Source organism: Bradyrhizobium sp. JR4.3, assembly GCF_040547695.1.
GTDB classification, from domain to species: Bacteria; Pseudomonadota; Alphaproteobacteria; order Rhizobiales; family Xanthobacteraceae; genus Bradyrhizobium; species Bradyrhizobium canariense.
In genome coordinates, this window is the sequence record NZ_JBEPQF010000002.1 from 39,767 (window position 1) to 66,124 (window position 26,358).

The following is a 26,358-nucleotide window of genomic DNA, read 5'->3' on the forward strand; positions in this document are numbered from 1 at the left end:
TTGCTGCTTCCAAACATTCGGCGTCGTCCTGGCGAAAGCCAGGACCCATTACCCCTGGGAGAAGTTGTGGCGCGAGACAGATAATCTCGAGTCTTCGCCAAACCACTCCCAGGGGTAATGGGTCCTGGATCTGCGCTTCGCTTGTCCAGGACGACGATGAATTTGGCGATAGCATCGCTCCCATGACGTTCGTGTGGTTGACCCATTGAACAGCTAGCGGCAGGTTGGCCGCAATCATTGGCCCTCCCACTCATTTCCCCATGTTCACCATCGCCAGCCTCTGGATTCCCTTCACCGTCATTGCCGCGCTCGGCCAGGTCGCGCGCAATGCGATGCAGCGGTCACTGACAAAGCCGCTGGGGACCTGGGGTGCGACCAATATCCGCTTCCTGTTCGGCTTTCCGTTCTCGCTCCTGTTCCTGGCAGTGGTGCTGGTTGCCACCGGCGATCATCTCGGCATGCCGCCCGGTGTGTTCTGGCCGTGGCTGCTGCTCGGCGCGCTCAGCCAGATCGTCGCGACCGGCCTGATGCTGCTCGCCATGAACGACCGCTCCTTCGTGGTGACGACGGCCTATCTGAAAACCGAGGCGATCCAGACCGCCATCTTCGGCTTCGTCTTCCTCGGCGATCATCTGACATGGCTCAAGGTGCTGGCGATCGTGATCGCGACAATCGGCGTCGTCATCACCGCGCTACGGCCCGGTGGCGAGAAGAGTTTTGCCGAATTGAAGCCGACCATCACCGGTCTCGTCGCGGCGGCGGCGTTCGCGTTGTCAGCGGTCGGCTTCCGCGGCGCCATCATCAACGTGCCTGATGTCTCGTTCGTGACGGCGGCATCGTTCACGCTGGTGCTCGGCCTGTTCGTGCAGACGTTGATCCTGACGATCTATCTGCTCTGGCGCGCGCCGAACGTGCTTCAGGGCATCCTCTCAATGTGGCGGCCCTCAATGCTGGCCGGCTTCACCGGCGCCTTCGCCTCGCAGTTCTGGTTCCTGGCGTTCGCGCTGACCGCCGCCGCCAATGTCCGCACGCTGGCCTTGATCGAGGTGCTGTTCGCGCAAGGCGTGGCCTATTACTCGTTCAAGCAGCCGATCGCGCCGCGCGAAATTATCGGCATCGCGCTGATCGTGCTCGGCGTGGCGGTGCTGGTGGGAGTCTAATTCCGATCTTCCGGCAGCGTCGGCAGCGGCGACACCTCGATGCCTTCGTCGATCAGCGACTTGGCCTCGTCGGGCGAGGCTTCGCCGTAGATCGGACGGTGCTCCTTGTCGCCGTAATGCATCGCGCGGGCTTCATTGGCGAATCGCTCACCGACATTGTCGGCGTTCTTCACGATGTGATCGCGCAGCTCTTTGAGCTTGGCGCGCAGCTCGCGCTCCTGCGCCATCAACAGCGAGGTCGGTGCGGATTGCGCAGCCTCGGGCGCGGTCGTCGTGGCGGTGGGCTCAGGCGGCGGCGTGGCGCGTCCGCGGCCCTTCTTGCCGACGATGCGCGGCGCCATGATCGCCTTGTCGACCTTGGCCGAGCCGCAGATCGGACAAGTCACGAGCTTGCGCTTCACCTGAGAATCGTACGCGGCCGAGCTCTGGAACCAACTCTCGAAGTCGTGGCTCCGGTCGCAGCGGAGCGCGTAGCGGATCATGCCGATCCCCGCGCCAGATGCAGGTGGTCCGGCCCGGCCTTGGGGTCGGCGACGCCGAAGCGGCGGCCGTGCTGGAGCGAGGGGATCGCGCGGCGCGCGGTCTCGACCTTGGCCGGATCGATTTGTGCCATGATGATGCCGGGCTCGACATCGCCTTCGGCGAGGATCTCGCCCCAGGGATCGATGATCAGCGAATGGCCATAGGTCTCCCGCTTGTTCTCATGCAGGCCTGCCTGCGCCGCAGCGAAGATGAAGCAGCCGGTCTCGATCGCGCGCGCACGCAACAGCACGTGCCAATGCGCCTCGCCGGTTTTGCGGGTGAACGCCGAGGGTACCGTGATGAAGTACGCGCCGCTCTCGGCCAGCGCGCGGTAGAGCGCGGGGAAGCGCACGTCATAACAGATCGTCAGGCCAACGCGGCCCCAGGGCAGGTCGGAGATCACGGCCGTCTCGCCCGGCTGGTAATTGGCGGATTCGCGATAGCTCTCGCCGTCAGGCAGCTCGATATCGAACATGTGGATCTTGTCGTAGCTCGCGAGCACATTGCCCTCGGGCCCGATCAGGAAGGAGCGGTTGACCGCTTTTTCGTCCGAAAAGCGCAGAGCCAGCGAGCCGACATGGATGTGGATCTTCAGTTCGGCCGCGAGCGCCCGGTACGCCCTCAGCGAGTTGTCGTCGTCTTGGCTCTGGAGGTGCTCGAACAGTGCCTTGCGGTTGAGCTGCATCATGTTGCTGACTTCGGGCGTCTGCACGTAGTCGGCGCCATTGGCCGCAGCCTGGCGGATCAGCCTGGTGGCCTGCGCGAGGCTCGGCTCGGGCATCAGTCCGGTGCGCATCTGCACCATCGCCGCCGTGAAGGTCCTGCTGTCGCTCATGACTCCGCCTTGACGCTTTCGAGCATGCCGTCGAGCTTGCCTTCGCGATCGAGCGCGTAGAGTTCGTCGCAGCCCCCGACATGGGTTCCGCCGATCCAGATCTGAGGGAAGGTCGAGCCCTCGCCGGAGCGATCGTACATCTCCTGGCGCCAGGACGGGTTCTTGGCGATGTCGAACTCCGTGAACGTCGCCTTCTTGCGGGTCAGCAGCGACTTGGCGGCGGAACAATAGCCGCAGCCCGGCCTCGTGTAGATCTCGACAGCAGCGGTCATCTTGCCTGGCGCTTTCATGTCATGAATTCATTGAATTATATGGGACTTCACCGGGTCTCGACAACCCGGGCAAACACCAGCACGTCCACTTGCGCCGCTTTGGCCCGCAGCAGGGCCCGCGCACAGGCATCCAGCGTCGCCCCGGACGTCAGGACGTCGTCGACGAGGACAATGCGCCGACCCTGGACGTCCGCCTGACGGTCCGGGGATACCTGGAATGCGCCCTGCACATTGGTGGCGCGCTGGGCCCGCGACAGGCCGATCTGCTGCTCGGTGGCGCGTACCCGGCGCAGCACCTCAGCTTTCACTTTCACCCCGCTCTGCCGCTCGATGATGCGTGCCAGGGCGCCGGATTGGTTGTAGCGGCGGCGCCAGGCCCGCCGCCAATGCAGGGGCACCGGCACCAGCATGTCGGCGCCGGCGAGCAACTCGCCGCCCGCCCGCGCCATCCAGCGCCCCATGGCCGGCGCGAGATCAGTGCGGTCCTGGTATTTCAGCGCATGCACCAGGGTGCGCGCGACGTCGTCATAGCGCACCGCAGCGCGCGCCCGTTGGTAGGCCGGCGGGCTCGCAATGGCCTCCATCGATAGCATGTCGGGGCCGGGGTCATAGACGAAGGGAATGCCGAGCCGTGGGCAGTAGGGCCGTTCGATGAACGACAGCCGCGCCCAGCACGAAGCGCACACGCCCTCGCCATCGACCGGCTCGCGGCAGGACACGCACAGCGTCGGCAGCGCGATGTCGAGCGCGAGCCGTGGCAGATGGGCCAATACCCCGCGGCAGGCCTCGAGCGCGCCGCGCAGATGGCTGGAAATGGAGCGTGGTGGTGATGCCTCGGCGCCCATTGGGCAAGGCTAGCGCCGTCCTGCGCCACGCTCAAGCCAATGGGCTGTTCTCGTCCGCGCCCGGCCTACGGCTCTTTCGGCAGCACGGGCCGGAAGAACGATCGCTCATAACGGCGGAAGCAGCGCGTTTGCCTTGCGAATTCGATCGCTTTCTGGACGTCCGGATCTTCGGCGCTGTCCTTCCGATATTGTTCGTACGCCGCGAAGCTCGGGAAGCTGAACATTGCGAGGGCGGCGTCGCTCGCGCCTTCCGATGGCAGGAAGTACCCGTGGTGGATGCCGCCGAATCTTGGCACCAGTTCCAGCCACATCCTGCCATAAGCTTCGAATTCAGCGAGCTTGTCCGGGGGGATCTCGTATCGCAGGTAACAGGTGATCATCGTTTGATGCTCCGGCGCGCCCCGGACCTGATGCGCATTGCTAGTTTGGAACACGAGGGGCCGGTGTCGGTCTCTGATGAGGCAAGGCTAGCGCCAGGCGCAGTGGATTGCCAGAACCAGCATGATCGGCGTAACCAGCGGCATGGCTCAAGACCCGCAAACCCCGCCCGCTTTGTTCGATCGTGCTTTGCTGCACGCGCGACAGCGCCGCGCGCAGGCGCAAGGTGCCGAGAGCTTCCTGCTGGATCGGGTCGCCGAGGACATGTCCGACCGGCTGGCGGCGGTGATGCGGGAGTTTCACACGGCGGTCGATCTCTGGACTCCTGGCGAGGGTCTCGCGGTGCTGCGCGCGCGACTGCCCTCGATCGAACGCATTGAGCTCGATACGTCCGGTGCGGAGAAGCTGCCCCTTGCGCCGGAGAGCCTCGATCTCGTGGTCTCGGCGCTGGCGCTGCAATTCGTCAACGATCTGCCGGGGGTGCTTGCGCAAATCCGTCGCGCGCTGAGGCCGGACGGGCTGTTGCTGGCGGCGATGATCGGCGGCGACAGCCTGACCGAGCTGCGCCAGGCTTTTGCCGCCGCCGAGGCCGAATGCGAGGGTGGTGTTTCTCCGCGTGTGGCGCCGTTCGCCGACCTGCGCGACGTTGGCGCGCTGTTGCAGCGGGCAGGATTTGCGCTGCCGGTCACCGATGTCGACCGCGTCGTGGTGCGCTACGCCAACGCGTTCGCGCTGATGCAGGATATCAGGCGGATGGGCGCCGCCAATGTGCTGATCGAGCGGCGCCGTACGCCGAGCCGGCGATCGACGCTGCTGCGGGTGGCCGAAATTTACGCGGAGCGCTTTGCCGATGCCGACGGCCGCGTCCGTGCGACATTCGACATCATCTGGCTCTCCGGCTGGGCCCCGCATGCGAGCCAGCAGCAGCCGCTCAAGCCGGGATCGGCGAAGGCGAGCCTGGCGGAAGCAGTGAAGAAGGCGGGGAAGGAGTAATCCTCATGGTGAGGAGGCGCGTCAGCGCCGTCTCGAACCATGCAGGCCCGGCTCTCATCCGCAGCCATCCTTCGAGACGACCGCTGCGCGGTCTCCTCAGGATGAGGTCTGAGCTCACATCAGCAGATCGATCAAATGCGGGATCAGCGGAATGTCGGCGGGCGGCATGGGATAGTCGCGCAGCTTGTTGGCGCGGATCCAGGCCAGGGTCTGGCCCTCGCGCGGCGTGACCTGTCCTTCCCAGCGCCGGCAGATGTAGAGCGGCATCAGGAGGTGAAAGGTCTCGTAGCCGTAGCTCGCGAATGTCAGCGGCGCCAGGCAGGGCTCCGCGACGCTGATGCCGAGCTCCTCGTGGAGTTCGCGGATCAGGCTCTGTTCCGGCCGCTCGCCGGGCTCACACTTGCCGCCGGGAAATTCCCAGAGGCCGGCCAGCGTCTTGCCCTCGGGGCGCTGCGCGATCAGGACGCGCTTGTCGGCGTCGACCAGCGCGCAAGCCACCACGAGCGTCAGTTTGAGATCAGCCATCCCTGGAATTCCGCTTGCTGAAGGATCATCCGCAACGGTTCGTTAACCCTGTGACGGCCCGTGTTTCCGAGGTCTCCATAAGTCATATTTAATCCACGGTTCCTAGAGTGGAAACGCTGAAACCATTCCGGGCCAGATCCATGCGCGTTGAGTTTCGTCCCATCTTCCGTCGGTTTCTCCGCGATCGCCGCGGCAATGTCGCGGTGATCTTCGCAATCTGCTGCGTCCCCCTGATCACGTTCATCGGTTGCGCCGTCGACTATTCGATGGCGACCAGGATGAAGGCAAAGCTGCAAGCTGCTGCCGATGGCGCCGCTGTCGCCGCCGTCTCACAGAAGGCCCCCGGCTTTATCGCTGCCGCAGCCATGACGGGCAATGGCTCCGTCACGGAGGGCGTGAACGACGCCAATAACGTGTTCGACGCCAACATGAAAAATGTCACGGCACCGCCCAACTTGTCTCGCAACAGCACGGTGACGAAGACTGGGATCGCCGTGGCCGCCAGCGTCCAGTTCAGTGCCGACGTCCCCGTCACCTTCCTGAAGATTCTCGGCTACCAAAAGCTCAGCGTCTCCGGCACCTCGAATGCCTCCGCGTCGCTGCCGCCCTATCTCGATTTCTATCTCACGCTCGACGTCTCCGGATCCATGGGCCTGCCGTCGACCTCGGCCGAGGCCGTCCGAATGCAATCGATCAACCCGGACAACTTCAGGCAATACCCCACAGGCTGCACCTTGGCCTGCCATTTCGCGCCCCAGAACAGTGCGTGCACCGATAGCGGAACGCAGGGATATCCTACCAACAATTACTGTCTGGGCTATGCGATCTCGCGCGTCAGTCAAAGCGGCTATGCCGGTCTGCTTTCGACGACGACTGTGAATTCGACATATCCAAAGGGCAAGAAGCTGTCATCCTCAGTCGTGTCCGGTCTACCGGGCTCACTGTATTCGACCCTTCCGACCGTTGCGAACTGCCCCACCGCCGGAACCGACAGCTGCATTCAGCTCCGGCTGGATGCGGTCGGCTACGCCGTGAACCAGCTGTTTATCACCGCCAACAGCAGCATGAAGGTCGCTAATCAATTCCGGATTGGTATCTATCCGTTCATTCAGTACCTCGATAAGAACTATTTTCCGCTGACGTCCAGCATCAACGGTTCTTCGACGAATCCGTCGACAATCAACTACGCAGCCGCCAACCTCGCTTCGTTGCTCGACACCAACATGAATACGGCTCTCGGATCGGGCGGCACCCATATCGACAACGCGTTGAGTTCGCTCAACAGCTTGATCGTCAGCGCCGGCGACGGCAGCGCCTCGAGCAACGCGCGACCCTATGTATTCCTCGTCACCGACGGCGCACAAGACCCGCAAGTCAAAGGCGTTCCGAATGGAGGCTGGTCGGGCAGTAACCATGCCACGGTCATCAATCCGGCGACCGTCTGCAAACCCCTGAAGGACAAGGGTATCATCATCTCGGTGCTCTACATTCCTTACCAGGTGATCGATCCGGTGAACGCGTCTTTTGCCAATGACGAGGACGATTACGCCAATTGGAACATACCGCTCATTCCGGCGAGCCTGCAGGGCTGCGCGACGCCGGGCTACTTCTATACGGCGAATACCCCGGCGGACATCACGGCCGCCCTGAATGCCATGTTCAATCAGGCGCTGATCACTGCTCACATCACGAAATAGCCGCCCGTCGGGACGCTTACGACCTGTAATCGCCGTTGATCGCGACATACTCCTTGGTGAGGTCGCAGGTCAGCACGCGGTCGCGGCCCTTGCCGAGGCCGAGCGAGACCTTGATCGCGATCTCCGGCGCCTTCATCGCTTCCGACACCTGCGCCTCGTCATAGGACGGATCGCGCGCGCCGCTCTTGGCGACCCGGATGCCGTTGAAGGAGATCGAGAGCTTGTCGCGGTCGGCCGGCTCGCCGGCCTTGCCGACCGCCATCACCACGCGGCCCCAATTGGCGTCCTCTCCGGCGATTGCGGTCTTCACCAGCGGCGAGTTCGCGATCGACATCGCGATCTTGCGCGCCGAGGCCTTGGTCTTGGCGCCCTCGACGGTGATCTCGACCAGCTTGCGGGCGCCTTCGCCGTCGCGGGCCACCTGTTCTGAAAGATTGGCGAGCACCTGGTTGAAGGCCTTGACGAAGGCTTTCAGGCGCGGGTCGCTGGCCCGGCTGATCTTCGGCGCACCATGTTCTGCAGCAGCACCGGTGGCAAAGGCCAGCAGCGTGTCCGAGGTCGAGGTGTCGCCGTCGATCGTGACCGCGTTGAAGGTGTCCTCGACGCCGCTCTTGAGCAGCGCCTGCAGCGCGGCAGGCGCGATCGGTGCGTCGGTGAAGATGAAGGACAGCATCGTCGCCATATCGGGGGCGATCATGCCGGCACCTTTGGCCATGCCGTTGATGGTGACCTTGGCCTTGCCGAGCTTCACGGTTGCGGTCGCGACCTTCGGGAAGGTGTCGGTGGTCATGATCGCCTTGGCGGCGGCGAGATAATCGCCGGCCTCGGCGGTTTCCGCGAGCCGCCCGAGCACGCCGTCGAACTTGGTCGCATCCAGCGGCTCGCCGATCACGCCGGTCGAGGCCAGGAAGATCTCGCCCTCGGTGCATCCGACGGCCTCGGCCGCGATCTTCGCGGTCAGCGCGGTGGAGCTGCGACCGGTCTTGCCGGTAAAGGCATTGGCGTTGCCGGAATTGACCACCAGCGCGCGCGCCTTGCCGCCCTTCAGCTTGGCGCGGCACCATTCCACCGGTGCGGAGGGGCATTTCGACTTGGTGAAGACGCCGGCGACCGCGGTGCCCTTGTCCATCACTGCGAGCAGAACGTCGGTGCGGTTCTTGTAGCGGATGCCGGCCTCGGCCGTCGCGAGACGGACCCCCGCAATGGTGGGCATGTCGGGAACGTGTTTCGGGGCGAGGGGAGAGACGGAGGAGGACATCGCGGGCGCCTTGATGGGATCTGGATGTGCAGATGCCCGGCGCGGGGGCCGGGCATCACAAAGGCTTAGATACTCTTCACGTCACCGAAGTGACAGCGAATTCTTACTTCTTCGCAGGCGGCGCCATCTTGCTGTCGGACGGCTTCGCATCGGTAGGCTTGGCATCGGCAGGCTTGGCCGCATCAGCCGGCTTGGCGTCCTTGGCCGCATCCGCCGGCTGGTCCAGCCGCTCGACCTTGGCTTCCGCGCGCAGCTTGGCGACGTAATCGGCCTGGGCCTTGCGGGTGACATACTGCTCGATCTGCGCCTTGACCTGCTCGAAATCAGGCGCCTTGCGGCTGCGCTTTTCCTCGACCTTGATGACGTGCCAGCCGAACTGCGACTTCACGGGGTCGGAGATCTTGCCCGGCTCGAGCGCGAAGGCGACCGCCGAGAATTCCGGTACCATCTGCTCCTTGGTGAAGAAGCCGAGGTCGCCGCCGTCGGCCGAACCCGGATCCTTGGACTTCTTCTTGGCGAGCTCGGCGAAATCGGCGCCCTTGTCGAGCTCGGCCTTCACCGCCTTGGCCTCGTCCTCGGTCTCGACCAGGATGTGGCGGGCGTGCACTTCCTGCTCGCCGGTGATCTGCTTGGAGGCCTCCTCATAGACCTTCTTCATGGCATCCGGGGTGGTGGCGGCCTTGCCCTCGCCGGCGAGCAGACTGTCCATCAGCAGGCGGTTGCGGGCGAACGCGAGCCGCTTCTTGAACTCCTCGCCGTCGGCGAGCTTCTTGTCTTCGGCGGCCTTGCCGACAATCTTCATGTCGATCAGGAAGGACAGGACGTTCTCGTCCTTGGTCGCCGGGTCCATCTGGGCAAGGCTCGGCCCGAGTTCCTCTTCGGCCATGGCGACGTCGCTCTTCTTGATTTCCGCGCCATTGACCTTCGCCAGCACCGGATCGTCGGCAGCCCGGCCGGGACCCGCGATCAGCGCCAGCGCAAGGCAGCCCACGAGGGCGGTGGCGAGGCCGAAGCGCAGGCCGGTTTTGGTTACCGGGAACGAGGTGGTCATGGAAAATCCTTTTGTTGAAGCAGGGGGCTGCTCGAGCGGGGCGGACACTCGCCCAATTCAGGGGGCCTTGGCAACGCGAAAAGTCTGTCAAAATGATGAATTAGCCGCAATGCACCCGCCGTTGACAAGGCCCTGACCGGGCCATATCTCTGCCCGGTCGCGTCCATGCGATGGCGTTTATTTTGCTGCGTTTTTGGCCGTTGAACCCAGACTTGCCCAACTCCCACCCATATGGCGGATGGACCCCCCGCAGTCCGGGCTCCGGCGCCCAGCAGGCGTCACGGTGAGTTGATAGGCAGGCGGGTGACAACCTCTTGGCTGCAACGCGAACGCGGTTGAATCGCGAACACAGGAACTAAGCATGATCGGCGCGCTCGCCCGCAAGTTTTTCGGCTCCGCCAACGACCGGCGGGTGAAGGGATATCAGTCCCGCGTCAACGCGATCAACGCGCTGGAGCCAGAGGTTTCGAAACTCTCCGACGAAGCCCTCAAGGCCCGCACCGTCGAGTTCAGGCAGCAGCTCGCCGAGGGCAAGACCCTGGACGACCTTCTGGTCCCCGCTTTCGCCACGGTCCGTGAAGCCGCCAAGCGCACGCTCGGCCAGCGCCATTTCGATGTCCAGCTGATCGGCGGCATGGTGCTGCACGAGGGCGACATCGCTGAGATGAAGACCGGCGAAGGCAAGACCCTGGTCGCAACGCTCGCGGTCTACCTCAACGCGCTCGCCGGCAAGGGCGTCCACGTCGTCACCGTCAACGACTACCTCGCCCGCCGCGACTCCGCCTGGATGGGCCAGATCTACGGCTTCCTCGGCCTGACCACCGGCGTGATCGTGCACGGCCTCGACGATTCCGAGCGCAAGACGGCCTATGCCTGCGACATCACCTACGGCACCAACAACGAATACGGCTTCGACTATCTGCGCGACAACATGAAGTACCGGCTCGAGGACATGGTCCAGCGGCCGCACTTCTACGCCATCGTCGACGAAGTCGACTCCATCCTGATCGACGAAGCGCGCACGCCGCTGATCATTTCCGGTCCGCTCGACGACCGCTCCGACTTCTACAACACCATCGACGGCTTCCTGCCCAAGCTCGACAAGTCCGACTACGACGTCGACGAGAAGCAGCGCACAGTGACGCTGACCGAAGCCGGCATGGAGAAGATCGAGACGCTGCTGCGCGATGCCGGCCAGCTCAAGGGCGAGTCGCTCTACGACGTCGAGAACGTCTCCGTCGTGCACCACATCAACCAGGCGCTGCGCGCCCACACCCTGTTCACGCGCGACAAGGACTACATCGTCCGCGACGACGAGGTCGTCATCATCGACGAGTTCACCGGTCGCATGATGCAGGGCCGCCGCTATTCGGAAGGCCTGCATCAGGCGCTGGAAGCCAAGGAGCACGTGCAGGTCCAGCCGGAAAACCAGACGCTGGCCTCGATCACCTTCCAGAACTATTTCCGGATGTACGAAAAGCTCGCCGGCATGACCGGCACGGCGCTGACCGAAGCCGACGAATTGTTCGACATCTACAAGCTCGAGGTCGTGGAAATCCCGACCAATTTGCCGGTCGCCCGTCTCGACGAGGACGACGAGGTCTATCGCACCCAGAACGAGAAATACGCCGCGATCCTGGCCGAGATCGAACGCGCCAACGCGCGGCTGCAGCCGGTGCTGGTCGGCACCGCCTCGATCGAAAAATCGGAAGTGATCGCCGAATATCTCAAGAAGCACGGCTATCGGCAGATCGATTTCGGCAGCGAAAATTCGATGCAGAAGCTGTACGCCGCGGCCCGCGCCGGCAAGCCGGCAAAGCTGTTCGCGGTGCTGAACGCGCGCTTCCACGAGCAGGAAGCCTACATCGTCGCGGAAGCCGGCGTCCCCGGCGCGATCACGATCGCGACCAACATGGCCGGCCGCGGCACCGACATCAAGCTCGGCGGCTCGCTGGAAATGCGCATCCAGCAGGAGGCCGCTTCGATCGAGGACGAGGCCGAGAAGGCCTTGAAGATCGAGCAGATCAAGGCCGACATCGAGCACTTCCGCGACATCGTGCTGAAGGCCGAAGAAGAGGTCGAGATCGAGCCGGCGAAGGGTTCGAAGCCCGCCAAGACGGTGAAGAAGCCCGGCGGCCTCTACATCATGGGCTCCGAACGCCACGAATCCCGCCGCATCGACAACCAGCTCCGCGGTCGTTCCGGCCGTCAGGGCGACCCGGGCCGCTCGAAATTCTTCCTGTCGCTGGAAGACGATCTGATGCGCATCTTCGGCTCGGATCGCCTCGACAGCATGCTGCAGCGTCTCGGCCTGCAAGAGGGCGAGGCCATCATCCATCCCTGGATCAACAAGGCGCTCGAAAAGGCGCAGCAGAAGGTCGAGGCGCGCAACTTCGACATCCGCAAGAATTTGCTCAAGTTCGACAACGTCCAGAACGACCAGCGCAAGGTGATCTTCGACCAGCGCGTCGACCTGATGAAGGACGACAGCGTCGCCGAGACCGTCGCCGACATGCGCCACGCCTTCATCGACGACCTCGTCGCCAAGCACGTGCCCGAGCACGCCTATGCCGAGCAGTGGGACGTCGCGGGCCTGAAGGAAGAGCTCAAGCGCGTGCTCGATCTCGACCTGCCGGTCGAGGACTGGGCCAAGGAAGAGGGCATCGCCGACGAGGAGCTGCTCACGCGCATCGAGACCCGCGCCGACGAGCACATGGCCGCCAAGGTCGGGCAATGGGGTCCCGACGTGATGCGTTACGTCGAGAAGACCATTCTGCTGCAGACGCTCGACCATCTCTGGCGCGAGCACCTGATCATGCTCGACCATCTGCGCCAGGTCATCGGCCTGCGCGGCTACGGCCAGCGCGATCCGCTGCAGGAGTACAAGACCGAAGCGTTCAACCTCTTCCAGGAGATGAGCGCGCATCTGCGCGAGGCCGTCACGGCGCAGCTGATGCGGGTCGAGATCGTGCCGCCGGAGCAGGAAGCCCCGGTGCTGCCTCAGATGGAAGCGCACAAATTCGACCCGAACACCGGCGAGGACGAAATGGCGCTCGCCAGCGTCACGCTCGGAGCGCAGGCCACCGACGCCGCGTTGCGCGATCCCAAGAACCCGGCAAGCTGGGGCAAGATCGGACGCAACGAGGATTGTCCGTGCGGCTCAGGCAAGAAGTACAAGCACTGCCACGGGCGGTATGCTTAGCGATGAGGTGTGAGGTGCGACGTCGGCGCCTCACACCCCACTGTCGTCGCCCGCTTTAACCGGGCGACCCAGTACACCGCGGCTTCTCGGTTCAAATCACATCCGTCTCTGGAATACTGGATCGCCCGATTAAATCGGGCGATGACAGCGAGTATGTGGCGCGCAGCTCCATCTCCATCGTCGTCCTGGCGAAAGCCAGGACGACGAATTCTCAATTCGAACTATCGATCAAGCTCTCCAGCAGCCGCTTCAATTCGCTCGTCGATTTGTCGCCGTAGCTCTCCAGGATGTGCTCTTCCTGGTCGACCGCGAGCGAGTTGAGCTTCTTGCTCAGCACCTTGCCGCGATCGGAGATGAACATCAGGACCTTGCGGCGATCGTTCGGGTCCTGCACGCGGTAGACCAGCGTGTCCGAGACCATGCGATCGATCATCTTCGTCAGCGTCGGATGGTTGAGCAGCACGGCATCCGCGAGTTCGCCCATCGAATGGCCGTTGCCATCCGACAGCACTTTCAGGATCCGCCACTGCTCGACGGGCACGCCTTCCTTGCTCAACCGCAGTTCGAGCTGCCGGTTGATCTCCCGGTTGGCTTGCGCGAGCAGGTAGGCGAGGTGTTCGGTGATCGGGGTGTTTGGTTTTGCCACGGCTAAGACTTTGTCTTGACCCAAATGAGTGAATGTCTTGCAATCGATGCTGCATCTATATGCACTTCAATTCTTGAATATTCAATATTTTCAAAATAGGATATTGCCCAACAATAGGGCGGGTGCCGCGGCCGCCTGCTGAATGAGCTTTCAAGTCTGGTATCAGACAGGAGTTGGCGTGCGCGCGACGGTAAACTTCCCGGCTCACGGCGGTCCGGCGTTACCGCCGTCCTTGCTGTTCAGGAATCTGTCGCCCGCGGCAGCGGATTTCGACCGGTCGCCGGTTGACGCGCATTTCATGAAGCGCCGCGGCGCACACAACAAGCTCCGCGTCGGCGGCTTCATCTGCTGCACCGGCTCGCCCGGCGTTTGGGGCCCGTGCGCGACAAGCAGCGCGCAGCTCGCGGTAGCCGAGATCAACAAGCGCGGCGGCATTCTCGGGCGCGAGATCGAGCTTTCGATTTACGACGCCGGCGGCCCGCTCGACGAGATTCTGAGCCGCGCCGAGCAGGCGATCGCGTCCGATGAGATCGATCTCATCGTCGGCTTACATACCAGCGCGGTGCGTGTGGCGCTGCGCAAGGTCACCACCCGCCACCGCATCCCCTACATCTACACGCCTGTCTACGAAGGCGGCGAGCAGACGCCGGGTGTCATGGCGATCGGCGAGACGCCGCGCTGGCAGAGCCGGCCCTCGATCCACTGGCTTGCCGACGTCAAGAAGGCGGCGCGCTGGTACCTGATCGGCAGCGACTATGTCTGGCCCTGGCAGTCGCACCGCGCGGTGAAGCGCTACATCAAGGAGGCCGGCGGCCATGTCGTCGGCGAAGAGTTCGTTCCCCTCGGCGAAGACAACCATGAGCCGCATCTGGAGCGCATCCGTGCCGCGAGGCCGGATGTCGTCCTGATCTCGTTGATCGGCACCGACAGCATCACGTTCAATCGCGCGTTCGGCGAATGCGGTCTCGGCGCCACGACGCTGCGGCTGGCCGGGGCGATGGACGAGACCGTGCTGCTCGGAATCGGCGCCGACAACAGCGAGAATCTGTTCTGCGCCTCCGGCTATTTCCCCGGCATCGGATCGCGGGCCAACGACGACTTCCAGAGCCGCTATCGCGCGATGTTCGGACCGAACGGCCCCCCGATCGGGTCGCTCGGTCAATCCAGCTATGAGGGACTGCGCTTCCTTGAGGCCGTAGCAAACAAGGCGGGCACGTTGGCGATGGCGCCCATGCTCGCGGCCGGCCGCAACATCGTCTATGGCGGCGCGCGCGGCCCCGTCACCGTCAGGAAGGGTCATACCCGGATGCAAATGTATCTCGCCGGGGCGGATGGCCTCGATTTCAAGCTGATCAAACCGATCTGATGCCGGCGCGGCCATCCGCAAACGCCCGAATCCAAAATAATACTTGAAAAGGAAAATATTTCCGTCTGTAATATCGAGGTGGAGCCGATGGGCCCGCGCCGTGCACGCGCGCCCATGAGGCTCCAATGCCAGGGATTCCAATTCCAGGGATCAAGAAGCCTTGAGGAGAGCGCCGTGACAGTTGTCCTTCCCACGCCAGCCCAATTGCGCAGTGTCGCCGACCAGTGCGGCCTTTCGCTGACCGACGACGATGTCGCCTCGTTCCGCGGCCTGATGCAGGGCTCGATCGAGGCCTACAATCTCGTCGGCGCCATGCCGGACGAGGTGCCGGAGGTCAAATATCCGCGCACCCCGGGCTATCGGCCCTCGCCGGAAGAAAACCCGCGCAACGCCTGGTATCGCAAGTCGACGGTGAAGGGTGCGGCGAGCGGCAAGCTCAAGGGCAAGACGGTCGCCCTGAAAGACAACATCATGCTCGCCGGCGTTCCCATGATGAACGGCTCGGCAACGCTCGAAGGTTACGTCCCCGATTTCGACGCCACCATCGTCACCCGCATGCTCGATGCCGGCGCCGAGGTCGCCGGCAAAGTTCATTGCGAATCCTTCTGCATGTCCGGCGGCAGCCACACCAATGCGGTCGGCGCCGTCCACAATCCGCACAAGATGGGCTATTCGGCCGGCGGCTCGTCGTCCGGCAGCGGCGTCGTCGTCGCGCTCGGCGAGGTCGACATGGCGATCGGCGGCGACCAGGGTGGTTCGATCCGCATGCCGTCCTCGTTCTGCGGCACTTATGGCATGAAGCCGACCTGGGGCCTCGTGCCCTACACCGGCATCATGCCGATCGAGGTGTTCGTCGATCACACCGGCCCGATGACGGCGACCGTCGCCGACAACGCGCTGCTGCTCGAAGTGCTGGCCGGCGACGACGGCTACGATCCCCGCATCAAGGCGCCCAAGGTCGAGGAGTACACCAAGGCGCTCGGCCAGGGCGTCAAGGGCATGAAGATTGGGATCCTCAAGGAAGGCTTTGAGCAGGCGAATGCCGAAGCCGCCGTGAACGAGAGCGTGCGGGAGGCCGCAAAGCGTTTTAGGGATCTCGGTGCCACGGTCGAGACCGTATCGATTCCGATGCATCTCATGGGCCCCGCGATCTGGACGCCGATCGGCACCGAGGGCATGACGCAGACCATGATGTATGGCGACGGCTATGGTCTGTCCCGCTCCGACCTCTATTCGACCACGTTGATGGACTTCCATCGCGGCTGGCGCCGGCAGGCGGATTCCCTGTCCGAGACCACAAAGCTGTTCCTGCTGCTCGGCACCTACATCAACAACACTTTCGGTCCGCGCTATTACGGCAAGGCGCTCAACATCTCCCGACGCCTGACCGCGGCCTACGACAAGGCCTTCAAAGACTACGATTTGCTGCTGCTGCCGACCACGCCGATGAAGGCGACGAAGCTGCCGGAAGCCACGGCCAGCCGCGAGGACTATGTCGCGCGTGCGCTGGAGATGATCTCCAACACCGCGCCGTTCGACATCACTCATCATCCGGCGATGTCGCTGCCCTGCGGCATGGTCGATGGCCTGCCCGTCGGCCTGATGCTGGTCGGCCGCATGTTCGAGGAATCCACCATCTACCGTGCCGCCCACGCCTTCGAGCAGATCGGCGACTGGAAGAAGATGTGAGCGAGGCATTGATGCGGGCCAACGGAACAGGGAAGCGTTTTCGGACGCGTCAAGACAACAAGCCGGAGCCCCGTTCCGATCCCGTCGGAACGGGAAAGGCTCTGGCGCATGGCTAACGCGTTCGTCGCGGCTTTCGAGATCCTGAGCTTTGGCGCGATCATCGTCCTGATCGTGCTGGGGCTCGGGATCATCGCCAGCATGATGGGCATCTTCAACTTCGCGCAGGGCGAGTTCGTCCTGCTCGGGGCCTACATCACTTATCTCGCCTACGCCAAGGGCCTGCCGATCTGGGCCGGCATGGTCGCCGCGCCCTTCGTCGTCGGCGCGCTCGGCTTCGTGCTGGAGGCGCTGATCATCCGACGCTTCTACGCAGCGCCCATCGTCGCCATGCTCGGCACCTATGCGCTCGGCCTGATCATCCGCGAATCCGTGCGCGGCCTGATCGGCGGCTTCTATCTCACCGTGCCGGAGCCGATCGGCGGCTCGATCGATATCGGCGCCATGCACATCTCGGCCTGGCGCTTCACCATCATCGTCATCACAGCGCTGGTGATGGGCGGCTGCTATCTGTTGCTGGCGCGCACCAGCTTCGGCCTGCGCGTGCGCGCTACGCTGGAAAATCCCTCGCTGGCCCGCGCCTCCGGAATTTCCACGCCGCTGATCTACGGCGCCACCTTCGCCTTCGGCGCGGCGCTTGCCGGCCTTGCCGGCGCGCTGATCGTGCCGGTGTTCAGCCTGTTCGCCGATCTCGGCCTGCGCTTCCTGATCCAGGGCTTTGTCGCGGTCATGGTCGGCGGCGTCGGCTCCTTCATCGGGCCGGTCGCGGGCGCCGGCGTCATCGGCACGCTCAGTGCCGCGCTCCCTTGGGTAATGGCGCCCGTCGTGGCCGATGTTCTCGTCTTCGTACTCGCCATCGTTTTCATCAAATTCCGGCCGCAGGGCCTCATCGCTGGAAAAGGGGTTTAGTCACATGTCCGATCGCACTCAGCTCTCCCGCCGCCGCTTCCTCTCGAATTTCGCCTTTGCCTCCGGCGCGGTCGCAACCGGCGTCGGCAGTTGGGTGATCCCCGCGCCCTGGGCCAATGCGGCCGAAGCCCCGATCAAAGTCGGCATCGCCACCGACCTCACCGGACCGATCGCCTACGCCGGCAATGCCGACGCCAACGTCGCCAAGATGGTGATCAAGGAGATCAACGCCGGTGGCGGTCTGCTCGGCCGTCCGCTCGAGCTCTATATCGAGGACACCGCCTCGAACGAATCCGTCGCGGTCGGCAATGTTCGCAAGCTGATCCAGCGCGACAAGGTCGATATGGTGCTCGGCGGCATCACCTCGTCGATGCGCAATGCGATCAAGGATCCGATCGTCGCGCGCGGCAAGACGCTCTACATCTATCCCCAGCTGTACGAAGGCAAGGAGTGCACGCCCTATCTGTTCTGCACTGGGCCGACGCCCGCGCAGCAGTGCGACGAGTTCATTCCCTGGCTGATCAAGAACGGCGGCAAGAAATTCGCGCTGCCGAGCGCCAACTACGTCTGGCCGCACACGCTCAACGTCTACGCCCGCAAGGTGATCGAGGCCAATGGCGGCGAGGTCGTGTTCGAGGAATATTATCCGCTCGACCAGGTCGACTTCTCCTCGACCGTCAACCGCATCATCTCCAACAAGGTCGACGTCGTCTTCAACACCGTCATCCCGCCCGGCGTCGGCCCGTTCTTCAAGCAGCTCTATGAGGCCGGCTTCCTCAAGAACGGCGGACGGCTGGCCTGCGTCTACTATGACGAGAACACGCTCAACATCAATCAGGCGGCCGAGATCGAGGGTCTCGCCAGCTGCCTCGATTATTTCAAGGTGCTGACCAAGGAGAACCCGTTCGACGCGAAAATCCAGACGGCCTACGAGAAGGATTTCCCGGGCAACTTCCTGTTCGCCGCCGGCAGCGCCGCCACCGGCACCTATCGCGGCCTGAAGCTGTGGGAAGCAGCCGTCAAGGAAGCCGGCAAGATCGACCGCGAGTCGGTCGCCGCGACGCTCGACCACGCCAAGATCGCCGAGGGCCCGGGTGGACCTGCCGAGATGGTTCCGGGCAAGCGGCACTGCAAGATGAAGATGTACACCGCGGTCGCCAAGGGCGGGAATTACGAGATCGTCGGACGCAGCGACGGGCTCGTCGATCCCAAGGAATGCTAGGGTCGAATGCCGAAAGCGATAGGCGCAGTGAAGCAGGCAGTCCCCGCCGAGATCGGCGGGGAGCCGAACGTTGCCATGGTTGAACACGGATCAGCAGGGCAAGCCGGTTCGGTGCGGAAAATCCTGCCGATCGTGGAGGGCGTCGTGCTCGCCGCGGCGCTGCTCGCCCCGCTGGTGCTGCAGGACTACCTCACGGTATTCGCGACGCGGGTGATCATCCTCGCGCTGTTCGCGCTGTCGTTCGACCTGGTGTGGGGCTATGCCGGCATCATGAGCTTTGGCCAGGCGCTGTTCTTCGGTTCGGCCGGCTATGGCGTCGCATTGCTCGCGCGCGATCTCGACATCACCAACATCTTCCTGGTGCTGCCTGCGGGTACGCTGATCGGCCTCACCTTCGCGCTGCTGCTCGGCGGCTTCCTGCTGCTGGGACGACATCCTTCCAGCGTGATCTTCGTCTCGCTGGGCACGCTGACCGGCTCCTACGCGGCCGATCGGCTGGCGCGCGGCTGGTACTATCTCGGTGGCCAGAACGGCATCCCGTCGATTTCGTCGATGACGCTCGGCAGTTACGAATTCTCGGAAGGGCCGCCGTTCTACTATCTCGTGCTTGGCCTTCTTGTCGTGGTCTATCTCCTCTGCCGTTTTCTGGTGCGCTCGCAGTTCGGGTTGGCGCTCGCGGGCTTGCGCGAGAACGAGCAGCGCATCGCCTTCTTCGGCTACAAGGCGCAGCACTTGAAGGCGATCATCTTCGCGATCGGCGGCGCGGTGGCGGGTCTTGCCGGCAGCCTTTACGCCTTCCACGAAGGTTTCGTCTGGCCCAACATGGTCGGCGTCGTGGTCTCGACGCAAGTCGTGCTCTACGTCCTGTTCGGCGGTTCCGGCACGCTGATCGGCGCCGTCATCGGCGCCGTCATCGTCGAGGGCGTCAGCTTCTGGCTCTCGGACAATTACCGCGAGGTCTGGCCGATCATCCTTGGCGTGCTGCTGTTGCTCGTGATCCTGTTCCGGCCGCTCGGTCTGATCAGTTTTGTGCTCGGCGAGCGCGAGCGGGTCGGCAGCTTTGGTGGCAAGTCCAGGAAGACCGGGAAGGAGAAGCGCGATGCCGCTCCTTGAAGCCACCGGCGTCAAGAAGATCTTCGGGAAGCTCACCGCGCTCGACGGCGCCGAGCTCACTGTCGGCGAGAACGAGTTTCACGGCCTGATCGGACCGAACGGCTCCGGCAAGAGCACGCTGATGAAGTGCATCGCCGGCGCCGAGGTGCCGACGCAGGGCAAGGTGAGTTTCATCAACACCGACATCACCGCGTTCACGCCGACCGAGCGTGCCCGCGCCGGCATGAGCCTGAAATTCCAGATCACATCCGTGCTGCCGACGCTGACGCTCTACGACAACATCCTGCTCGCGCTGCAGGCGCAATCCTCGCTGTTCGATCTCGTGTTCTCGCGCACGCGCGGGCTCCTGCACGATCAGGTCATGACCATGCTGACGCAGTTCCGCCTCGCCGACCGCGCTTTCGATGCGGCCGCGGCGCTGTCGCACGGTCAGCAGCAATGGCTGGAGATCGCGATGGCGCTGGCCGGCAAGCCGAAACTCCTGCTGCTGGACGAGCCGACCGGCGGCATGAGCCTGGAGGAGCGCCGCGTCACCGGCGAATTGCTGCAGCCGATCAAAAAGCATTGCTCGCTTGTCATCGTCGAGCACGACCTCGATTTCATCCGCGACATCTGCGATCGTCTCACCGTGCTCGACCAGGGCAAGGTGCTGGCGTCCGGCACGGTGTCGGAGATCCAGGCCAACAAGGCCGTCCAGGAGATCTATTTGCGCCGTGCCTGAATTTTTGGACATCAAGCATCTCGACGCCGGCTATGGCCGCAGCCAGGTCCTGTTCGACGTCAACCTCGGCATTCCCTGGCGCGGCGGTGTCGCCGTGCTCGGCCGCAACGGCGCCGGCAAGACCACGTTGATGAAGACCATCGTCGGCGAGTTGCCGGCGTGGAAGGGCGAGGTCGCCTTCGATGGCCGCGACATCAGCCGCCGCGCGACCCAGGAGCGCGTCCGCGCCGGCATCGGCTACGTGCCGCAGGAGCATTCGGTGTTCGCGCGTCTGTCGGTGCGCGACAATCTCGCGGTCGGCTCGCTCGCGAGCAGGAAGGCCGACGCGGTCGACCACGTGCTGACCATCTTCCCAAAACTCGGCCAGCGCCTCGACCAGCCCGCCGGCACGCTGTCCGGCGGCGAGCGCAAGATGCTCGCCATCGGCCGTGCCATGCTGGGCGATCCAAAACTGCTTCTGCTCGACGAGCCGACCGAGGGCGTCTGGATCGGCGTGATCGAGGAAATTACCGAGCGCCTGATCGAGCTCGCGAAAACCATCGCCGTGATCATCGTCGAGCAGCACCTCGACCTCGCGCTTCGCGTCGCGGACTACGCCTACGTGCTCGACCGCGGACGAGTCGCGCTGCAAGGCGAGGCAGGCGAGGTGAGGGGCAATCCGGAGCTGCTGCGGTATCTGGCGCCGTAGGGCGCCCCTGCCAGTCCGGTCATCCCCGCGCAATGGCGAAGCCATTGTCGCTGGAGGCGCTCGCGCAGCGAGCCTCGAAGGATGCACGGCCGCGCGGCCAAGCGGGCCGTCGGCCTTCGAGGGTAGCTGAAGAAGCGGACACCTCAGGGTGACGGTGAAGTGCTTCCGAAAAATGGATTGACGATGGACAGCCCGCCGATGCTGCGTCCGTGCTGCATGTCCTCGCTATACAGGGTCTCGCAGCCAGCCTCGATTGCGGCCGCTACGATCAGAGCATCGTAAAAGGCAAGCGTATGGTCGCGCGCAAGCGCAAGCGCCGTAGCGTGCGTGTCGGCAGTGAGATGACGCCGCCGCCGGCAATTGTGGTCAGCGCGCGCTCGCGCCGGATGTCGGCCGAAAAGGCATAGACCAGGATGTTGCTGTCGAAGAACGGGCTTATCTCTCGTTCGCTTCGTCCCGGTCGATTTGTAACCCTCGGGCAGGGGAATCCGGAACTGGTCGGCTTGCCTGAGAAATTCCGCTCGTCTGTCGACCTTCTCTACTGCGATCTGGCCTGTCGAAGTCTCTACGACATTGAGCTCGTCACCGGGGGAGAGGTTCAAAGCCTCAACGAGTGCCTTAGGCAGGCGGACTGCGAGGCTGTTACCCCATTTGGAGACCAGCATGGAATGATATGCCCTGATCATTCGGGACCGCCGTCAGCTCGGTAAAAATCGGGAAAGGGCGAGAGGTTCCCGCCCGCTTACTTCACCGCCCCGAACCGGCTGTCGAACGAGTTCGACTGGACCACCGGCGCGGCGCCCATGATCTGGGTCGCTTCACCCGCGCCATCGGACACCGACGGCTTCAGCGTCGGGCGGGTCGCCGCGAGGCGGGTGTCGGGCTTCGCTGGTTCGGCGGGCTTGGCGACGGCAACGGCTGGCTTCGGCGCATCCTTCCCTGCATCCTTGGACTTGTCGTGTCCCGGCACGAACCGGGTCACTGCGGCCTTCAGTCGGGACGCCGCGGTCGGTGGCGTCGTGGTCGTCGCGGCCGGGGCGACGGATGCCGTGGCCTGCGGCGGTGGCGTGGTCGCCGTGGCGTCGGCGTTGCCGATGCCCATCTTGCGGCCGAGGTTGGAGAAGAAGCCGGATTTCTCCGCCGGAGCAGCGGTGGCGACACGCGTGTTGGCGGCGGGCGCGCTGACGGCGACGACCGGCTCTTCCTGCGGCGAGGGCGCGGCCGCATCGAGATTCGGCTTCGGCGGATTGACGTGTCCAGGAATCGTGCCCGGCGCCTTCGCCATCGCCAGCATCTGGAGCGTGGTGCCTTCGGCGCCTTCCGACAGGCCGGTCGAGCCCTCCGGAATCTTCGCGGCAAAGATCTTGTTCATGCCGCCGTCGATGCCGGTGTTCATGCGCGCAACGGGCGTGCCGCGCGAGACCAGCTTGTTGTACTCGGCCTGTTCGCGTGCATCCTTCTCGCGCACGGCGCTGGCGATCTCCTCGGGGATCACATAGGCCGGGCACTTTGCGGACGCGTCGAACACCGGATCACGCTTGGCGTCGGGCGGCTTCGCCGCGTCGAACACGTACTTCTTTTCGCAGAAATCGACCTTCGGCTCCTGCCGCGTCACCTCGAAATGATCATAGCCTTCCTTGATCATCTTCCAGAACGGCATGTTCGGATTGTTCCGGTGCTTGGCCATGTTCACCGGCGTCATCTTGAACGGATAGGCCTGCAGCTGGAACGCCTTCTGGCCGCCGAAGAAGGACTCGCGCCCGAGCGAATAGATCTCGGCGATCTGCTCGTCCGTCATCGCGTAGCAGCCGCGCGAGGAACAATCGCCATGCACCATCAGCTGCGAGCCGCTGCGGCCCAAAGCCTTGTCGAACGCGTTCGGATAGCCCGTGTTGAACGACAAATAGTACGCCGACTGCGGATTCATCTGGCCCGGATTGATCGAGTAGAATCCTTCCGGCGCCTGGCGGTCGCCTTCGCGCACCTTCGGCCCGAGGTCGCCGGACCAGCGACAGATCGGATAGGTCTTGAGCAGCGCGAACTGGCCGTTGCGGGTCTGCTTCCAGACCTCAAGCTCGGCCTCCTGCTTGAACAGGCGCACCAGGATCGGCGATTGCAGATCCATGTCCTTCTCGACCATCGCGGCGAGAAGCTTTGGCGGCACCGGCTGGTTGGCCTTGGCATTGGTCGCAAGCGAAACCTGGTCGGTGTCGCAACCGGCCAGCACGAAGCTGGCGGCAAGCGCCACCGAGACCAGAAACGCGCGAGCAAGCGAACGAGAAATCAAGATGGACCCCACACCGTCCAGTGCATCGCGCGCAAACCCCAATCTTGAAGCATGATCCGACCGGAGACCCGGACCCGTCGCGACGGGCTTTTTCGCAATCACGCTCCAGCGCTTATGCCCTGAAGCCATTGATTAAAATTCTAACCTCTGGGTCATGTGGTCGCAACCCGAACGGGGATCACGAGCCCGTTGGCCCAAAGGCGTGGTCAACGAAGACTTAAACTGGGCCGTAACTTGGGCCTCGCGGCCAAACCGGTACAGAGATCGCTGATTTGGGCAAAAAAAGGGTTAACGCGGGGTTACCGGGGGCTCTTCACCTCCCCGCTTGCGGGGGAGGCCGGGAGAGGGCTCGTGCCGCATCGGGAGTATCGCGAGAGGAAATACCCTCTCCCCGACCCTCCCCCGCAAGCGGGGGAGGGAGCGCACCGCCGCTGCGGTCCCAAACCGCCCGAATCAGCCCAGTTTCCGGCCGATATCGAGGAATTTCTGCCGCCGATGCTTGCGGATGGCGTCGCCGTCGAGGCCCCGGAGCTCGTCAAAGGCCTTGGCGATGGCGTCGCCCGTGGTGGCGATCATGGCGGCGGGGTCGCGATGGGCGCCGCCGACCGGCTCCTTCAGGATGCTGTCGATCACGCCGAAGCGGAGCATGTCCTGGGCGGTGATCTTCATGTTGTTAGCGGCTTCCTGCGCCTTGGAGCCGTCGCGCCAGAGGATCGAGGACGCCGCCTCGGGCGAGATCACGCTGTAGATCGCGTGCTCCAGCATCAGGACCTTGTTGGCGGTGGTGATCGCGATGGCGCCGCCCGACATGCCCTCGCCGGTGATGATGGCGACGTTCGGCACGGTCAGCGCCATGCAGGCATCGGTCGAACGCGCGATCGCCTCGGCCTGGCCGCGCTCTTCCGCGCCGATGCCGGGATAGGCGCCGGCGGAATCGGCGAGCGACAGCACCGGCAGGCCGAACCGCTCCGCCATCTCCATCAGCCGCACGCATTTGCGATAGCCCTCGGGCCGCGCCATGCCGAAATTATGCTTGATGCGGCTCTCGGTGGAATCGCCCTTTTCCTGGCCCATCACGCAGATGGCCTCGCCGCGGAAGCGGCCGAAGCCGGCCACCAGCGCCTCGTCCTCGCCGAACTTGCGGTCGCCGGCGAGCGGGGTGAACTCGGTGATCAGGCCCTTGATGAAGTCGTTGAAATGCGGCCGCTGCGGATGTCGCGCGACCAGCGTCTTCTGCCACGGCGTCAGGTTCAGATAGAGGTCGGCCATCGCCTGCGCCGCCTTGTCCTCGATCCGCCCGATCTCCTCGGCGATGTCGCTGCCGGAGGCCGCAAGCGTCCGCAATTCGTCGAGCTTGGAATCGAGCTCGGCGACGGGCTTTTCGAAATCGAGATAGCTGCGCATCTGGTCTGGCATCAACTCAATATAGGGAGAACGGGGCGAGGCGGCGAAGCGGATTCGATGTCGTGGAAAGAAATGTAGGTTCGTCAATGAGTTGGCTTGTGTGCTCGCAACGAGCGCAGGCCAAATCATCGTGAGGCCCCGGCTCTTTCTGCGGAGATGTGGCCGAAGTCAAGGCGGTTTCGGGCTCCGACCCGTACCGTAGCCCGGATGAGCGAAGCGAGATCCGGGGCAGGTCGCCCCAATCGTCAATCCCGGATGTCGCTTCGCTCATCCGGGCTACTGCAGCTAGGGCAGCAACTACTTCTCCGCCAGCGGGTGCAGGTCGCGGACCAGGCTCTTCAGCCGCTCCTCGACCACGTGGGTGTAGATCTGGGTGGTCGAGATGTCGGTATGGCCGAGCAGCGTCTGCACGATGCGCAAATCGGCCCCGTTGTGCAGCAGGTGGCTGGCGAAGGCGTGGCGCAGCACGTGGGGGGAGACCAGCCGGGCCTGCAGCCCTGAAGCGACCGCGAGCTCCTTCAAGTCGCGGGCAAAATGCTGCCGCGTCAGATGTCCGCTCTCGCCGAACGAGGGGAACAACCATTTCGAGGCCGCCACGCTGTTCTTCTTGTCTGCCTTGTTGTCCTTGGCCGCCTCTGTCGCCGCGAGATAATCGGCCATCGCCTGGCGCGAGGCCTCGTTGAGCGGCACCAGCCGTTCCTTGTTGCCCTTGCCGCGCACCACGATCATGCGGGCGTCGCGCTTCGCGGCCGTGCGCGGCAGCGCCACCAGCTCGGAGACGCGCAGGCCGGTGGCGTAGAGGACCTCGAGTAGACAATAGAGTCTCAGGGCGCGCAGCCGTTTCGACGGCGAGGCATCCGCCGCCTCGCTCAATTCCTTGGCGCGGCGGAGCATGCGGTCGACATCCGCGATCGACAGCACCTTCGGCAGGCCGCGGCCGCGCTTGGGGCCGGACAGGATCGCCGCGGGATCGTCGGTTCTGATGCGTTCGTTCAGGAGGAAGCGATAGAGATGCCGCAGCGCCGACAGCCGCCGCGCGACGCTGGTGGACTTGAAGCCGCGCGTGTCGAGATCGGTGAGATAGTCGCGCAGCGTCTGTGTTTCCGCATCCGCGAATGCATGGCCGACGCGGCCGAGAAACTCGGAGAAGTCGGTGAGGTCGCGGCGGTAGGCGTCGAGCGTATTGGGGCCGGCGCCCTGTTCCGCGGCGAGCATGTCGAGGAACAGGCCGGTAAGTTTTGTATCTGAGGGCTTGTTATCGGAAGATCTGGCACGCATGCCCCGGAGGCTAGCCCCTATTTCTTGAGAAACTTATCCGGCGGGATCGTCACCGTCATTTCCCGTGGCTTGGGATTGACGAAGTTCGCCAGCGCGAAGACCACGCCATAGACGATGCCGGCGATCACGGCGACGACCGTCAGGAAGCGGAACAGGCTGGGCATCGGCAGGATCTCGGAGAGGGTCTCGGTCAGGGGCTTGGCGGGCAAATTAACCAATGAAATCATCCAACACGTTCGC

The 26,358-nt window shown here is 64.0% G+C and carries 25 protein-coding genes and 1 pseudogene; 12 read left to right on the forward strand and 14 right to left on the reverse strand.

Annotated features, from left to right (window positions below):
• Positions 1-260 precede the first annotated feature (260 nt).
• Positions 261-1,160, forward strand: a complete 900-nt coding sequence (locus tag ABIB91_RS03495; RefSeq protein WP_354159918.1) for an EamA family transporter — start codon at positions 261-263, stop codon at positions 1,158-1,160.
• Here ABIB91_RS03495 and ABIB91_RS03500 read toward each other — a convergent pair.
• The 5 genes from ABIB91_RS03500 to ABIB91_RS03520 all read right to left on the reverse strand — a co-directional run bounded on the left by ABIB91_RS03500 (position 1,157) and on the right by ABIB91_RS03520 (position 4,014).
• The gene (locus ABIB91_RS03500) at positions 1,157-1,642 is read right to left on the reverse strand and encodes a DUF1178 family protein (RefSeq protein WP_007599181.1); all 486 of its coding nucleotides are present in this window, start codon (positions 1,640-1,642) and stop codon (positions 1,157-1,159) included. The two genes, ABIB91_RS03495 and ABIB91_RS03500, sit on opposite strands and share 4 nt — an antisense overlap.
• On the reverse strand, positions 1,639-2,517 hold the full coding sequence (locus tag ABIB91_RS03505) for a carbon-nitrogen hydrolase family protein (protein WP_354159916.1): 879 nt from the start codon (positions 2,515-2,517) through the stop codon (positions 1,639-1,641). The genes ABIB91_RS03500 and ABIB91_RS03505 overlap by 4 nt, the downstream gene beginning before the upstream one ends.
• On the reverse strand, positions 2,514-2,789 hold the full coding sequence (grxC, locus tag ABIB91_RS03510) for a glutaredoxin 3 (RefSeq protein WP_007604552.1): 276 nt from the start codon (positions 2,787-2,789) through the stop codon (positions 2,514-2,516). Before grxC ends, ABIB91_RS03505 begins: the two co-directional genes overlap by 4 nt.
• A 47-nt stretch (positions 2,790-2,836) precedes the next feature.
• Complete coding sequence (locus tag ABIB91_RS03515; protein WP_354159914.1) at positions 2,837-3,634, reverse strand: ComF family protein; 798 nt, start codon at positions 3,632-3,634, stop codon at positions 2,837-2,839.
• A gap of 65 nt (positions 3,635-3,699) precedes the next feature.
• On the reverse strand, positions 3,700-4,014 hold the full coding sequence (locus tag ABIB91_RS03520; RefSeq protein ID WP_354159912.1) for an NIPSNAP family protein: 315 nt from the start codon (positions 4,012-4,014) through the stop codon (positions 3,700-3,702).
• Between the two features lie 121 nt (positions 4,015-4,135).
• Between ABIB91_RS03520 and ABIB91_RS03525 the strand changes: the two genes are divergently transcribed.
• Entirely contained in the window at positions 4,136-5,005 is an 870-nt protein-coding gene (locus ABIB91_RS03525; RefSeq protein WP_354159910.1) for a methyltransferase domain-containing protein, read from the forward strand.
• Between the two features lie 114 nt (positions 5,006-5,119).
• On the opposite strand, the gene ABIB91_RS03530 is transcribed toward ABIB91_RS03525, so the two are convergent.
• Complete coding sequence (locus ABIB91_RS03530; protein WP_354159908.1) at positions 5,120-5,530, reverse strand: (deoxy)nucleoside triphosphate pyrophosphohydrolase; 411 nt, start codon at positions 5,528-5,530, stop codon at positions 5,120-5,122.
• Between the two features lie 140 nt (positions 5,531-5,670).
• On the opposite strand from ABIB91_RS03530, the gene ABIB91_RS03535 reads away from it, so the two are divergent.
• Positions 5,671-7,227, forward strand: a complete 1,557-nt coding sequence (locus ABIB91_RS03535; RefSeq protein ID WP_354160004.1) for a pilus assembly protein TadG-related protein — start codon at positions 5,671-5,673, stop codon at positions 7,225-7,227.
• A gap of 16 nt (positions 7,228-7,243) precedes the next feature.
• Here ABIB91_RS03535 and argJ read toward each other — a convergent pair whose 3' ends face one another.
• On the reverse strand, positions 7,244-8,485 hold the full coding sequence (gene argJ, locus ABIB91_RS03540) for a bifunctional glutamate N-acetyltransferase/amino-acid acetyltransferase ArgJ (protein WP_354159906.1): 1,242 nt from the start codon (positions 8,483-8,485) through the stop codon (positions 7,244-7,246).
• Positions 8,486-8,588: 103 nt separating this feature from the next.
• Entirely contained in the window at positions 8,589-9,536 is a 948-nt protein-coding gene (locus ABIB91_RS03545; RefSeq protein ID WP_354159904.1) for a peptidylprolyl isomerase, read from the reverse strand.
• 361 nt (positions 9,537-9,897) lie between these two features.
• On the opposite strand from ABIB91_RS03545, the gene secA reads away from it, so the two are divergent.
• Positions 9,898-12,738, forward strand: a complete 2,841-nt coding sequence (secA, locus tag ABIB91_RS03550) for a preprotein translocase subunit SecA (protein ID WP_007599197.1) — start codon at positions 9,898-9,900, stop codon at positions 12,736-12,738.
• Between the two features lie 211 nt (positions 12,739-12,949).
• On the opposite strand, the gene ABIB91_RS03555 is transcribed toward secA, so the two are convergent.
• Positions 12,950-13,384: a MarR family winged helix-turn-helix transcriptional regulator gene (locus ABIB91_RS03555; protein ID WP_007599198.1), complete on the reverse strand. Its 435-nt coding sequence runs from the start codon at positions 13,382-13,384 to the stop codon at positions 12,950-12,952.
• A gap of 178 nt (positions 13,385-13,562) precedes the next feature.
• Between ABIB91_RS03555 and ABIB91_RS03560 the strand changes: the two genes are divergently transcribed.
• From ABIB91_RS03560 to ABIB91_RS03595, 8 genes are all read left to right on the forward strand, one after another.
• On the forward strand, positions 13,563-14,750 hold the full coding sequence (locus tag ABIB91_RS03560) for a substrate-binding domain-containing protein (RefSeq protein ID WP_354159901.1): 1,188 nt from the start codon (positions 13,563-13,565) through the stop codon (positions 14,748-14,750).
• 174 nt (positions 14,751-14,924) lie between these two features.
• Positions 14,925-16,439: an amidase gene (locus ABIB91_RS03565; protein WP_354159899.1), complete on the forward strand. Its 1,515-nt coding sequence runs from the start codon at positions 14,925-14,927 to the stop codon at positions 16,437-16,439.
• Positions 16,440-16,547: 108 nt separating this feature from the next.
• A complete protein-coding gene (locus tag ABIB91_RS03570; protein WP_063992465.1) occupies positions 16,548-17,405 on the forward strand; it encodes a branched-chain amino acid ABC transporter permease in 858 nt (285 codons plus the stop codon).
• A gap of 4 nt (positions 17,406-17,409) precedes the next feature.
• A complete protein-coding gene (locus tag ABIB91_RS03575; RefSeq protein ID WP_354159896.1) occupies positions 17,410-18,627 on the forward strand; it encodes a substrate-binding protein in 1,218 nt (405 codons plus the stop codon).
• Between the two features lie 6 nt (positions 18,628-18,633).
• Positions 18,634-19,740 carry a branched-chain amino acid ABC transporter permease gene (locus ABIB91_RS03580; protein ID WP_354159894.1) on the forward strand — a complete coding sequence of 369 codons (1,107 nt, stop codon included), beginning with the start codon at positions 18,634-18,636 and terminating at the stop codon, positions 19,738-19,740.
• A complete protein-coding gene (locus tag ABIB91_RS03585; RefSeq protein WP_354159892.1) occupies positions 19,727-20,461 on the forward strand; it encodes an ABC transporter ATP-binding protein in 735 nt (244 codons plus the stop codon). Before ABIB91_RS03580 ends, ABIB91_RS03585 begins: the two co-directional genes overlap by 14 nt.
• On the forward strand, positions 20,454-21,149 hold the full coding sequence (locus ABIB91_RS03590; protein WP_007599215.1) for a branched-chain amino acid ABC transporter ATP-binding protein: 696 nt from the start codon (positions 20,454-20,456) through the stop codon (positions 21,147-21,149). The genes ABIB91_RS03585 and ABIB91_RS03590 overlap by 8 nt, the downstream gene beginning before the upstream one ends.
• A gap of 209 nt (positions 21,150-21,358) precedes the next feature.
• Complete coding sequence (locus tag ABIB91_RS03595) at positions 21,359-21,556, forward strand: hypothetical protein (protein ID WP_246648572.1); 198 nt, start codon at positions 21,359-21,361, stop codon at positions 21,554-21,556.
• 174 nt (positions 21,557-21,730) lie between these two features.
• Here ABIB91_RS03595 and ABIB91_RS03600 read toward each other — a convergent pair.
• From ABIB91_RS03600 to ABIB91_RS03620, 5 genes and pseudogenes are all read right to left on the reverse strand, one after another.
• Positions 21,731-21,835 (reverse strand): annotated as a pseudogene (locus ABIB91_RS03600) (AbrB/MazE/SpoVT family DNA-binding domain-containing protein); the annotation flags it as partial.
• A gap of 56 nt (positions 21,836-21,891) precedes the next feature.
• A complete protein-coding gene (locus tag ABIB91_RS03605) occupies positions 21,892-23,436 on the reverse strand; it encodes a L,D-transpeptidase family protein (RefSeq protein ID WP_354159888.1) in 1,545 nt (514 codons plus the stop codon).
• Positions 23,437-23,889: 453 nt separating this feature from the next.
• Entirely contained in the window at positions 23,890-24,852 is a 963-nt protein-coding gene (locus ABIB91_RS03610) for an acetyl-CoA carboxylase carboxyltransferase subunit alpha (RefSeq protein ID WP_007599220.1), read from the reverse strand.
• Positions 24,853-25,137: 285 nt separating this feature from the next.
• Positions 25,138-26,118, reverse strand: a complete 981-nt coding sequence (gene xerD, locus ABIB91_RS03615) for a site-specific tyrosine recombinase XerD (RefSeq protein ID WP_354159885.1) — start codon at positions 26,116-26,118, stop codon at positions 25,138-25,140.
• Between the two features lie 17 nt (positions 26,119-26,135).
• Positions 26,136-26,282: a hypothetical protein gene (locus ABIB91_RS03620; RefSeq protein WP_035669499.1), complete on the reverse strand. Its 147-nt coding sequence runs from the start codon at positions 26,280-26,282 to the stop codon at positions 26,136-26,138.
• Between the last annotated feature and the right edge of the window lie 76 nt (positions 26,283-26,358).

What these genes read in the sequence shown, in the direction of transcription:
- ABIB91_RS03495 (WP_354159918.1), top strand. Translation starts at nt 261, where the DNA reads ATGTTCACCATCGCCAGCCTCTGGATTCCCTTCACCGTCATTGCCGCG.
- ABIB91_RS03500 (WP_007599181.1), bottom strand. Translation starts at nt 1,642, where the DNA reads ATGATCCGCTACGCGCTCCGCTGCGACCGGAGCCACGACTTCGAGAGT.
- ABIB91_RS03505 (WP_354159916.1), bottom strand. Translation starts at nt 2,517, where the DNA reads ATGAGCGACAGCAGGACCTTCACGGCGGCGATGGTGCAGATGCGCACC.
- grxC (WP_007604552.1), bottom strand. Translation starts at nt 2,789, where the DNA reads ATGACCGCTGCTGTCGAGATCTACACGAGGCCGGGCTGCGGCTATTGT.
- ABIB91_RS03515 (WP_354159914.1), bottom strand. Translation starts at nt 3,634, where the DNA reads ATGGGCGCCGAGGCATCACCACCACGCTCCATTTCCAGCCATCTGCGC.
- ABIB91_RS03520 (WP_354159912.1), bottom strand. Translation starts at nt 4,014, where the DNA reads ATGATCACCTGTTACCTGCGATACGAGATCCCCCCGGACAAGCTCGCT.
- ABIB91_RS03525 (WP_354159910.1), top strand. Translation starts at nt 4,136, where the DNA reads ATGATCGGCGTAACCAGCGGCATGGCTCAAGACCCGCAAACCCCGCCC.
- ABIB91_RS03530 (WP_354159908.1), bottom strand. Translation starts at nt 5,530, where the DNA reads ATGGCTGATCTCAAACTGACGCTCGTGGTGGCTTGCGCGCTGGTCGAC.
- ABIB91_RS03535 (WP_354160004.1), top strand. Translation starts at nt 5,671, where the DNA reads ATGCGCGTTGAGTTTCGTCCCATCTTCCGTCGGTTTCTCCGCGATCGC.
- argJ (WP_354159906.1), bottom strand. Translation starts at nt 8,485, where the DNA reads ATGTCCTCCTCCGTCTCTCCCCTCGCCCCGAAACACGTTCCCGACATG.
- ABIB91_RS03545 (WP_354159904.1), bottom strand. Translation starts at nt 9,536, where the DNA reads ATGACCACCTCGTTCCCGGTAACCAAAACCGGCCTGCGCTTCGGCCTC.
- secA (WP_007599197.1), top strand. Translation starts at nt 9,898, where the DNA reads ATGATCGGCGCGCTCGCCCGCAAGTTTTTCGGCTCCGCCAACGACCGG.
- ABIB91_RS03570 (WP_063992465.1), top strand. Translation starts at nt 16,548, where the DNA reads ATGGCTAACGCGTTCGTCGCGGCTTTCGAGATCCTGAGCTTTGGCGCG.
- ABIB91_RS03575 (WP_354159896.1), top strand. Translation starts at nt 17,410, where the DNA reads ATGTCCGATCGCACTCAGCTCTCCCGCCGCCGCTTCCTCTCGAATTTC.
- ABIB91_RS03580 (WP_354159894.1), top strand. Translation starts at nt 18,634, where the DNA reads ATGCCGAAAGCGATAGGCGCAGTGAAGCAGGCAGTCCCCGCCGAGATC.
- ABIB91_RS03585 (WP_354159892.1), top strand. Translation starts at nt 19,727, where the DNA reads ATGCCGCTCCTTGAAGCCACCGGCGTCAAGAAGATCTTCGGGAAGCTC.
- ABIB91_RS03610 (WP_007599220.1), bottom strand. Translation starts at nt 24,852, where the DNA reads ATGCCAGACCAGATGCGCAGCTATCTCGATTTCGAAAAGCCCGTCGCC.
- xerD (WP_354159885.1), bottom strand. Translation starts at nt 26,118, where the DNA reads ATGCGTGCCAGATCTTCCGATAACAAGCCCTCAGATACAAAACTTACC.
- ABIB91_RS03620 (WP_035669499.1), bottom strand. Translation starts at nt 26,282, where the DNA reads ATGCCCAGCCTGTTCCGCTTCCTGACGGTCGTCGCCGTGATCGCCGGC.